The organism is Marinobacter salarius, assembly GCF_032922745.1.
Taxonomy (GTDB): domain Bacteria; phylum Pseudomonadota; class Gammaproteobacteria; order Pseudomonadales; family Oleiphilaceae; genus Marinobacter.
Genome location: NZ_CP136693.1, coordinates 1,072,112 through 1,081,349 on the forward strand (window position 1 = coordinate 1,072,112; position 9,238 = coordinate 1,081,349).

General features: G+C 57.5%; 11 protein-coding genes and 1 pseudogene. 4 read left to right on the forward strand and 8 right to left on the reverse strand.

Translation table 11 applies throughout. The features are described from left to right. Positions 1–285 (forward strand): annotated as a pseudogene (locus tag R1T46_RS21610) (2-amino-4-hydroxy-6-hydroxymethyldihydropteridine diphosphokinase); the annotation flags it as partial. Positions 286–378: 93 nt separating this feature from the next. On the opposite strand, the gene R1T46_RS04915 reads toward R1T46_RS21610, so the two are convergent. After that, positions 379–1,143: an SDR family NAD(P)-dependent oxidoreductase gene (locus R1T46_RS04915; protein WP_317307529.1), complete on the reverse strand. Its 765-nt coding sequence runs from the start codon at positions 1,141–1,143 to the stop codon at positions 379–381. 4 nt (positions 1,144–1,147) lie between these two features. Then, positions 1,148–1,717, reverse strand: coding sequence for a GTP cyclohydrolase I FolE (folE, locus tag R1T46_RS04920; RefSeq protein ID WP_317307530.1), 570 nt, complete (start codon positions 1,715–1,717; stop codon positions 1,148–1,150). A gap of 194 nt (positions 1,718–1,911) precedes the next feature. On the opposite strand from folE, the gene R1T46_RS04925 reads away from it, so the two are divergent. Then, the gene (locus R1T46_RS04925; protein ID WP_317307531.1) at positions 1,912–2,826 is read left to right on the forward strand and encodes an alpha/beta hydrolase; all 915 of its coding nucleotides are present in this window, start codon (positions 1,912–1,914) and stop codon (positions 2,824–2,826) included. 11 nt (positions 2,827–2,837) lie between these two features. Here R1T46_RS04925 and R1T46_RS04930 read toward each other — a convergent pair whose 3' ends face one another. Further along, positions 2,838–3,908 (reverse strand): GGDEF domain-containing protein, encoded by a 1,071-nt coding sequence (locus R1T46_RS04930; RefSeq protein WP_317307532.1) that lies wholly within the window; start codon positions 3,906–3,908, stop codon positions 2,838–2,840. Between the two features lie 175 nt (positions 3,909–4,083). On the opposite strand from R1T46_RS04930, the gene R1T46_RS04935 reads away from it, so the two are divergent. After that, positions 4,084–5,178, forward strand: coding sequence for a patatin-like phospholipase family protein (locus R1T46_RS04935; protein WP_317307533.1), 1,095 nt, complete (start codon positions 4,084–4,086; stop codon positions 5,176–5,178). A 69-nt stretch (positions 5,179–5,247) separates the two neighbouring features. Then, complete coding sequence (locus R1T46_RS04940) at positions 5,248–5,505, forward strand: CDGSH iron-sulfur domain-containing protein (RefSeq protein WP_036211407.1); 258 nt, start codon at positions 5,248–5,250, stop codon at positions 5,503–5,505. Here R1T46_RS04940 and R1T46_RS04945 read toward each other — a convergent pair. From R1T46_RS04945 to R1T46_RS04965, 5 genes are all read right to left on the reverse strand, one after another. Beyond that, positions 5,493–6,512: a PAS domain-containing protein gene (locus tag R1T46_RS04945; RefSeq protein WP_317307534.1), complete on the reverse strand. Its 1,020-nt coding sequence runs from the start codon at positions 6,510–6,512 to the stop codon at positions 5,493–5,495. The genes R1T46_RS04940 and R1T46_RS04945 overlap by 13 nt on opposite strands. A 118-nt stretch (positions 6,513–6,630) precedes the next feature. Beyond that, positions 6,631–7,443 carry an iron chelate uptake ABC transporter family permease subunit gene (locus R1T46_RS04950; RefSeq protein WP_317307535.1) on the reverse strand — a complete coding sequence of 271 codons (813 nt, stop codon included), beginning with the start codon at positions 7,441–7,443 and terminating at the stop codon, positions 6,631–6,633. Next, positions 7,430–8,206: a zinc ABC transporter ATP-binding protein ZnuC gene (znuC, locus tag R1T46_RS04955; protein ID WP_317307536.1), complete on the reverse strand. Its 777-nt coding sequence runs from the start codon at positions 8,204–8,206 to the stop codon at positions 7,430–7,432. Before znuC ends, R1T46_RS04950 begins: the two co-directional genes overlap by 14 nt. Then, positions 8,199–8,690, reverse strand: coding sequence for a Fur family transcriptional regulator (locus tag R1T46_RS04960; protein ID WP_317307537.1), 492 nt, complete (start codon positions 8,688–8,690; stop codon positions 8,199–8,201). Before R1T46_RS04960 ends, znuC begins: the two co-directional genes overlap by 8 nt. Before the next feature lie 86 nt (positions 8,691–8,776). Beyond that, entirely contained in the window at positions 8,777–9,238 is a 462-nt protein-coding gene (locus tag R1T46_RS04965) for a chemotaxis protein CheW (RefSeq protein WP_317307538.1), read from the reverse strand.

Consider the following 9,238-nt stretch of genomic DNA (forward strand, 5'->3'; position numbering starts at 1 on the left):
ATGTGGTATCTGTGTGGGTTGGGCAGCAACATCAGGCCCGAGACGAATTTGGCAATCGCCATTGACCGATTGCTGGCCGATTATGGCTCACTGTGGCTTTCGCCAGTGATTTCCACGTTTCCCGAGGGTATTGATACCGAGCGATCGTTTCTCAATGCACTGGTCATTGTATTTAGCCCGCAATCCCCGCTGCATCTTAAAAGCAGCTTTAACCATCTGGAGGAAACTCTCGGGCGTGATCGCTCTGATCCGCTCAGTAGCCGCAAGGACCGAACCATTGATATCGATATTCTCGAGCACAGTGACAACGGATTTTTTAGCGGGCAGCAGATTGGCGAGCGTTACTATCGGGACTTATTCAACGACAGGTTTGATGCGTCATTCCTGTCTACGATTACCGTGCGCGGCCATTCCCTGGGCAAGACGCCGACCACCATCTACCGGAATTTGTGCGCCAGTGATGAAATCGTTGTCCAGCAAGGCCAACAATTGAATAACCACGGCGTCAAATCCACCCTCGCAGGCCAGTAAGGTTTCCGACATCACCTGTTGTCTCTGGTTTTCGGTATGACGAGGCAGGAAACCAATGGGGCCCGGCATGATGGCATTCACCCTGACGGTCGGCGCCAGTAGCGCCGCGTAGCTGAGAGTGGCATTGGCAAGCGCCGCCTTTGATGCGCAATACGCTGCGTAGTGTGGGTTGGGTCGTTCAGTGAATATATCCGTTATGTTCACGATCAGAGACGGTCGCTGATGTTCCTGGGCAGCCATCTCCAGATGTTTCGAGAGCCCATCCATTAACTGTATTGCCGCCGTGCAGTTGATTTGAAACAGGCGCGCTGCTTGTATGACCCGCGCCTTTAGGTCCGGGGCGTCCGCTTCAAACTCTGAGGCGTTGTTTATCAACAAACTGATAGTGGCAGTTTGTTGCGCAACTTCGTCGATTGCGGCCTGAAGCGACACGGGATCACTGAGATCAACTGCGATTGCGGTCGCACCACGTCGGACAAGATCTTCAATATCGACGGTATGGGTGCGATAGAGGGCAACAACCTGAAAGCCTCGCTGAATCAGGGCGTCGCTTATATGGTAACCAAGTCTGCGCCCGGCACCGGTGACCACAGCAACTGGCTTAGTTGTCATGCGCTCAGTTCCGTTGATTCAGAAGTTGGAGGAATTCGGCCCGCGTAGCTTGTGACTTGCGAAATGCGCCGAGCATCACCGATGTTTTCATCCTCGAGTTTTGCTTCTCCACACCACGCATCATCATGCACATGTGTTGGGCTTCGATAACCACAGCAACGCCGTTGGCATCGGTTACGGATTCTACGGCTTCCGCAATCTCGCGGGTCAGATTTTCCTGGATCTGCAGGCGACGGGCGTACATATCGACAATGCGAGCAAACTTAGACAGGCCAAGCACCTTGCCCTGTGGCAGGTAGGCAATGTGGCACTTCCCGATAAACGGCAGCATATGGTGCTCACACATGCTGTACAGCTCTATGTCCTGAATCACCACCATTTCATCCATGGCGGACTCGAAAACCGCGTTATTGACCAATGTATCCAGGCTTTGCTTGTAACCCTGCGTCAGGAACTGCATAGCCTTGGCTGCCCGTATGGGGGTGTCCTGAAGTCCCTCGCGATCAGGGTTTTCGCCCATGCCTGCAATGATCTGCTGAAAATGGCTGGCCAGGTCGTCGAGCTTGTTGGTCATAGTCGCTTCCGGTTAAATGAGTCAGTTCAGGGCGAAAGCTTAAGGGAATTTGCCCGTGTCCTCCAGATTTACGACCACACAGGGTGAAAAGACCACCCCGGAACGCTCAGGTTCGCAAATTGTCGGACCAGATCTGGCGAGGGCGGTTGGTTTGATTTAAAGTTTCAATTTCAGGCTGGTTTCAGGAAACCGCAATGGAACAGGTAATACCGGGAGTTCGGGGTGCCGCCCCCGGCGCAGGGACTGCGACACTGGAATGGTGGCAACAGGAAGGTAAGTGGTTTTCCTACGGCGGCCACGCTATCTTCAGCAGAATGGCGGGCCAGGGTGATCCCGTGGTACTGCTGCATGGATTTCCAACGGCCAGCTGGGACTGGAGCCGGCTGTGGCCAATGCTGGTGCAACATCACACCTTATTCACCCTCGACATGCTGGGCTTCGGTTTTTCCGATAAGCCGGCACTTTACGACTACAGCATCGAAGATCAGGCTGACATGTTCGAAGGTTGGATCGCTGGCCTGGGACTGAAGAGCGTTAGTCTGTTCGCCCACGATTATGGCTGCAGCGTGGCCCAGGAACTGCTGGCCAGGGATCAGGAAGGGCTTTTGCCTTTCACCATCGCCCGGGTCGGCTTTCTTAACGGGGCCCTGTTTCCGGAAGTTCACAGCCCGTTTTTGATCCAGAAACTCCTGGGCAGTCCTCTCGGTGGCCTGATCAGTCGCGGGCTCACCCGTCGTACCTTCGAACGCAACTTCCGGCGCCTGTTCGGCCCGGAAAACCCGCCGTCGCGGAAAGATATGGATGATTTCTGGTACCTGTTGACCTACAACAATGGCCGGGGAATTCTGCACAATCTGATCCATTTCATGGAAGAGCGCCGTTGCCACCGTAATCGCTGGGTGGGTGCCCTGCAGGAAGCAGAACAGCCAATGAGGCTGATCTCAGGAATTGCGGACCCGGTGTCCGGTTCCGCCATGGCGAGGCGTTACCGGGAGTTGGTGCCGAACGCGGATGTGGTGAGTCTTCGCAATGTCGGTCACTATCCTCATTTTGAAACGGCCGGCGAGGTATATCGGGCGTGGCGGGACTTCTGCAAGCAGCAGGCGTAACCCTGCTGTGGTTACAGGTCGGTGGCCAACGTCGTGTGGTCAGCGTCCTCTGGTGAGCCTTCGTGCAGCCTTCGGGCGGCGCTGACCACTTGGTTGCGGCCTCTCGCTTTGGCTTCGTAAAGTGCCTGATCCGCGCGGTTCAACCAGACTGACCAGGTTTCACCCTTGCCCACTTCCGCCACACTCGCGCTGGCCGTGATCTGTATGCCTTCCACGAATGGGCGTGCACTGATGCTCGTCAGCAATTCCCGTGCGACTTTGTCAGCATCCTTCTGGCGGGTTTCCGGTAGTACCAGCATGAATTCCTCCCCGCCAATACGGAACAGGCGGTCGCTCTCTCTCAGTCGCCTGCTGATCCGCTGTGTCAGCTCCTGCAGAACCTTGTCACCGGCCAGATGGCCCCAACGATCATTAATCATCTTGAAGTAATCCAGGTCCAGCAGTATGAGACTGGACACTCGTTCATATCGCTCACGCATCTGGATCTGTCCATTGAGGATGTCGGCCAATTGCGAACGATTGAAACAACCAGTCAGGGGATCGGTGGTGGCGAGGCGCGTCAGTTCGACCTGCAGACGGCCCACCAGCCAGGCGAAGATCATCACGAACAGGCAGGTCAGACCGAGGGAAAAGGTGATGCGCCAGAAATCCGCTTCCGGAAACTTGATAAACGACACGACGGACATACTGACTAAAAACACGATATTACTGGCGGTGGCCTCCTTCAACGGAAGCAAGAAAAACAGCGCGGCGGCGGCCGGGTAAGCCCAGTAGAGCCCGGCGTGGCCATTGATCAGGGTGGAGTACACAGCGCAGACCACCGCCAATGTTGGGAACAGGCGCCCCTGGAGAAAATAGATGCCGCGGAACCGAAGGAACGCAATAACGGCCACTGCGTTCAGGCAAAACAGAACCAGAAGTAATGCCAACAAAACATTGCCCTTTTGCCATTGCACCATCACTAATGGAGCGACGGCAATAAAAGCCCAGAAATGCAGGTGATAAACGATCTGACGCTTGAAACCGAGTACTGCGAGGGTGGGGTTGGTGGCCAGGTTGTCTGTAGTGGCAAGAGGATTCACAGCATACTCCCGCTGTTTGTGGTGGGCCCGCACTCCTTGATCCAGGCTTTTTCAAAGTCTAGCACGACCTTCGCGGGAAGGTAGTTGGTTTTACACCTTTCAATGGGCGAGAATCGCGCTCTGGCTGCCGGGAGTCCAGTTCGCTAAACTGGCGGGCTCGGAACAAGGAGCCGTTATGAGCGCAGTACACACCCGTTCTCCCGCATTGACCATACGCGCCGGCCGCCGTGCTTTTGAGCGGTTGCGGGAGCAACCGTTCGCGGCGGGCGACGTGCACGTCATCCCGGGCGCGGCGGGTGGCCCCAAGGCGTTGGGTATTTCCGGCCTGGATAAAGCCATCTTTGGGGACTTTCTGCCCAGGGCGCCACAAGAGCGCTCGCTGATTGGCTCTTCCATTGGCAGTTGGCGATTTGCAGCGGTGGCCTCGACGGATGACCCCAAGGCGCAGCTGGCCCGGCTGGCGGACCTCTACACATCCCAGCGCTTCTCCAAAGGCGTCAGCATGGCGGAAGTCAGCCGCAAGAGTGTGTTGTTTCTGGAAGAACTACTGGGGGGCCATGAGAACCATATTCTCAATCATCCCTGGTACCGCCTGAACGTTGTTGTGGTTCGCAGCCGCGGCATGCTGGAGCACGATACCAGGGGGCGCCTCAGCCTGGGCCTGATGAATGCCATCAGTGCCAACATGGTCAGCCGCCGACATCTGGGCCGGTTCATGGAGCGGGGCATCATCCATGATGCGCGAGTGAAAGCGCCCCTGGCCAAACTGGTGGATTTCCCCAGCCATGAAGTGCCGTTGAGCCGCGATAATCTGATGCCAGCGCTACTCGCGTCTGCGTCCATACCCATGGTGATGTCCGGCGTCCGTAACATTCCTGGCGCCCCTGATGGGTTATATCGGGATGGCGGCCTGCTGGATTACCATCTTGACCTGCCGTACCAACAGCCTGGGGTGATCCTCTATCCCCACTTCACAGATAAGGTGGTTCCAGGCTGGTTCGACAAAACCCTGCCCTGGCGCCGAGGCGATGCCACCCGACTGCAGGATGTGCTGTTGGTGTCACCGTCCCCGGAATACCTGGAATCTCTGCCAAACAGGAAACTGCCAGACCGGAAGGACTTCGAGCGCTACATAGGAGACGACGCTGGCCGCGAGCGCGCCTGGCGCAAGGCGATTGCCGAAAGCGACCGGTTGGGCGATGAGTTCATGGAATTGGTGGAATCCGGCCGTCTGAAGGACGTCATGCGGCCTCTGGATGGGAAGCGCTGAGCGCAGGCAATAAGCTCCACTTTGACTATACTGCCCTTGAATACAAAAGAATAAAGCGGGGGCTGACCAATGACTGATGAGAAGCCGGAAATTCCCAGAACCACGCCGTGTTCAGTGCTGGTCGAGGGCGGCAAGAATTACTTCTGGTGCGCCTGTGGCCGCAGTAACAGCCAGCCATTCTGCGACGGCTCCCACAAGGGAACAGGATTTACGCCGGTTAAATACACGGCCGAAAAGAAAGAATGGGTGTGGTTCTGCGGCTGCAAGCACACTGGCAACCCGCCGTTGTGCGATGGCACCCACAAAACCCTGGATCAGGGTGCCTGAATACCGGGCTGGAGGCTTAGCCGGTAACCGCTGAAACCGTGTAGCGTGTCCTGCAGCGCCAGTACTCTTAGCGTAACAGAGACCTGGCGATCGTCGGCATCCAACAGCTTCAGGTCGATACGCTGTATTTGTCGCTCCTGGCGGGACGCCTGCAGGGTTCTGAGGAAGTTTTCCACGTAGGCCGGGTCGACCAATTGCTCGAATGGGGTACCTGCCAGGTCCGCCGGTGCCCTCTTCAGAAGGTCCACCACCTGGGGTGAAATGTATCCGGTCAGTGCCTTTTCATCCAGCTCACAGATCGTTGCGCCGGAAAGGGCGACCAGGTCCCGGCTGCGTTGTTCGCTGTCATTTAATGCCTGCCGCAGGATCGATTTTTCAACCTGCATGTTGTTCAGTTGTTGTTCATACCCGTGGGATACTTTTTCGACGTTGCGGTAGTGGCTTTGCCAGCGGCGGATGCGCAGGCACAGGAAAACCACCACCACCGTCGCCAGCACCGTGATCACCAGCCCTGCGAGCCAGATAAAACGGAACGAGCGGTGGGCAGGTTGCGCCAGGAATCCGGAATCCGGCAGTGTGGTTACCAGCCAGCGATACTCTCCAATTGCGACTTCAGAGCGCAATGACTTGGAACGGTCCGGACTTTCCGCGCGGGTAGCCTGGAACAGCGGGGTTTTGGTATGTCTATCCAGAGTATCCACGCGTAAATTGAGCGTGCCGGGCACCGAATCCTTGAATACGGTTGTGAGCCAAAGCTCAGCCGGGGTAGTGTGGTTGATGGTCCTGGTTGGCGAAACGCCGTCTGTGTAGAGCGGTGGAAGCTCGTCGTACCCACGTAAGCGGGCGACGAGTGTGTTGTGCTGCTTGCGGTATACCTGCTCGGCGAGTGAACGCGATTGCTCTTCGAGCGCCTGCGCCGTCAGGCCGGTAACAACAAGGCCGGCGAACAATACCAGCAGGGGCGCCCACAGGTGTGGCAACGCAATAACGTGTCCTGTCCCTGTCAATCGGGGGCTTTCCATAGGTTGATCCATAACCGGTGGCGAACGTGTGGGGGACTTCCTGTTCCTATACTTTAGACCACTGCTCGCGCCCTGAAAAACTTTACTCCGGAATCCTCTACTGTCATCTCTGGACCTGCCGTGCCGAACCGTACACCAGCAGGAATACGGCAAAACCCGTCACCACCACCGAGGGGCCGGCCGGTGTATCCAGGTGCCAAGACATCGTAAGCCCACCACTGACGGCGATAAAACCGAACAGCATGGCCAGGACCACCATATGTTCGGGGTTGCCGGCCAATCGTCTGGCGGTGGCAGCCGGAATGATCAGTAATGCGGTGATCAGCAGGACCCCGACAATCTTCATGGCCACTGCTATCACGATGGAAAACATCAGCATCAGCACCAGCCGCAGACGTTCAACCGGTATGCCCTCAACCCGCGCCAGTTCCTCGTGAATGGTGCTCATCAGCAGACCGCGCCAGAGCACAGTCAATAACGCCAGAATCAGGATGGCACCGCCGTATATCCACAACAGGTCGTTTCGGCTCATGGCCAGCAGGTCCCCAAACAACAGGCCCGTCAGATCCACTCGAATGTCGGGCATGAAGCTAAGTGTGACCAGGCCGATGGCCAGGGCACTATGGGCGAGGATGCCCAGCAGGGTATCGGTGGCCAGAGTCTTGCTGCGAGAGAACAGCACCAGGGCAATCGCCAGGACCACGCAGGTCACGATAACCCCCACATTCAGCGGAACACTGATCAAAAAACTCAGGGCAATGCCCAGCAATGCCGAGTGCGCCAGAGTGTCGCCGAAATAGGCCATCCGCCGCCACACCACGAAGCAGCCTAGCGGACCGGCGATCAGGGCGACACCGAGACCGCCAATCAGCGCCCGCCAGAAAAAGTCGCCGAGCACGGCATCAATGATGGGCATGGGAGCACTCCGCGTGGTCGTCGTGGTCAGCGGACACCACATCGCCATGAAGGTCGTGGCTGTGGTTGTGGTGGTGATGGTATACCGCGAGGCTTTCTGCCACCGGACGACCGAAGGTTTCGATAAAGGCGGGATCGTGGGAGATATCCGCCGGATACCCGCTGCAGCAGACATGCTGGTTCAGGCAGATAACCTTGTCAGTGGCAGCCATGACCAGGTGCAGATCATGGGAGATCATGATCACGCCGCAGTTCAGTTCGTCCCGCAGGCTACGGATCAGCTCATAGAGCGAGGCCTGGCCATTGATGTCCACGCCCTGGGCCGGTTCGTCCAGAACCAGTAGATCTGGCCTGCGAGCCAGCGCCCTCGCGAGCAGCAATCGCTGCTTTTCGCCACCGGACAATCGATGAACCGAGGCGTCGAGCAAATGTTCCACACCGGTCTTGGTCAGCGCTTCAACGCACTCCTGGTGTGATCGGCCACTGAGCAGCATGAACCGCTTTACGCTGAGTGGCAGTGTTGTCTCCAGTGTCAGGTGCTGGGGCACGTAACCGATGGTGAGCCTGGGGGCGATGGTCAGGGTGCCGTCCGAAACTGGCTGGATGCCCAGTATCGCCTTGATCAGTGTGGTCTTTCCGGCGCCATTGGGGCCGATAATGGTGATGATATCCCCGCGCTGAACCCGTAGGTCTACATGGTCCACCACGGGACGGTCATCGAAATTGACGGTTAGTTGGTGTAGCTCTACCAAGGCATCAGTCATGGGCAGTGTCCGATGCGCAGCCGGGGCAAGTGCCGGATACCTCGATGGTCATATTGTCCGGCTGGAAAGCCTCGTCCGCCGCAGCGTTCTTGACGGCATCGGACACGCCGGGCGCCGTCAGTTCCAGCACGTTGCCGCAACAACGGCAGATCAGGAACAACCCATGGTGGTTTTTATCCGTGTGAGTGCAGCCGACGAATGCGTTCAGTGACGCAATCCGGTGAACAAGGCCATGCTGCTGTAGAAAATCCAGTGCGCGGTACACCGTGGGGGGCGCGGCGTTATGACCATCTGTCGCCAGCACGGCAAGCACGTCGTAGGCGCCAAGTGGCTTGTGGGATTGCCAGATCAGTTCCAACACTCGCTCTCGGGTGGGTGTCAGGCGGGCATTGTGTTGCTGACAGATGGTTCGGGCCTCTGTCAGAGCCTGGGCGACACAGGCGTCATGATTGTGCGGTCGATAGGGAAGAGCGCTGGGTGACATGGGCACTGTCCTGTGGAATTTGCAACATTATAACATTAGCAAAAGACAGTGCCAGGTATGATGGGAGTGTTGATCGCCGGTGAGTGCTAGCGGGAAGCCTCCAGCGCTAATGACTCAAGGTAGCCGAGGTCGGGAATGAAGGCGGTTTCGCCTTCGACTTCAACCGCCATCAGGTCGGCGGGGCCGGTGTCGCCGTCAATCTTCTTCAACTGATCTTCGGTCAGGCGCGTCTGGCTGGGGATACCCTGGGTGACCAGCGCCATAAAGGGGACCGAGTTATGGTGATCACCGATGGTGTTCAGTATGACGATTCGGCCCCGATTGCCACCGGGCACGGTCAGCCTGCCGCCATTTGCGGCATCGTAGGAGATCACCGGCAAGTTCAGGCCTCGCCAATCAAGCTCGCCCACCAGCCACTCAGGCGAATGCGCAGCGGGGTCGGAGTTGGCGAAGTCCACCACTTCCGCAATCGACACGTTAGGCAGCAGCAATTGCTTCTCGCTCATCGGTATCATGACGCAGGGCAGGGTTTGGCTGTTATCGTTCAT

What these genes read in the sequence shown, in the direction of transcription:
- R1T46_RS04915 (WP_317307529.1), bottom strand. Translation starts at nt 1,143, where the DNA reads ATGACAACTAAGCCAGTTGCTGTGGTCACCGGTGCCGGGCGCAGACTT.
- folE (WP_317307530.1), bottom strand. Translation starts at nt 1,717, where the DNA reads ATGACCAACAAGCTCGACGACCTGGCCAGCCATTTTCAGCAGATCATT.
- R1T46_RS04925 (WP_317307531.1), top strand. Translation starts at nt 1,912, where the DNA reads ATGGAACAGGTAATACCGGGAGTTCGGGGTGCCGCCCCCGGCGCAGGG.
- R1T46_RS04935 (WP_317307533.1), top strand. Translation starts at nt 4,084, where the DNA reads ATGAGCGCAGTACACACCCGTTCTCCCGCATTGACCATACGCGCCGGC.
- R1T46_RS04940 (WP_036211407.1), top strand. Translation starts at nt 5,248, where the DNA reads ATGACTGATGAGAAGCCGGAAATTCCCAGAACCACGCCGTGTTCAGTG.
- R1T46_RS04950 (WP_317307535.1), bottom strand. Translation starts at nt 7,443, where the DNA reads ATGCCCATCATTGATGCCGTGCTCGGCGACTTTTTCTGGCGGGCGCTG.
- znuC (WP_317307536.1), bottom strand. Translation starts at nt 8,206, where the DNA reads ATGACTGATGCCTTGGTAGAGCTACACCAACTAACCGTCAATTTCGAT.
- R1T46_RS04960 (WP_317307537.1), bottom strand. Translation starts at nt 8,690, where the DNA reads ATGTCACCCAGCGCTCTTCCCTATCGACCGCACAATCATGACGCCTGT.
- R1T46_RS04965 (WP_317307538.1), bottom strand. Translation starts at nt 9,238, where the DNA reads ATGAACGATAACAGCCAAACCCTGCCCTGCGTCATGATACCGATGAGC.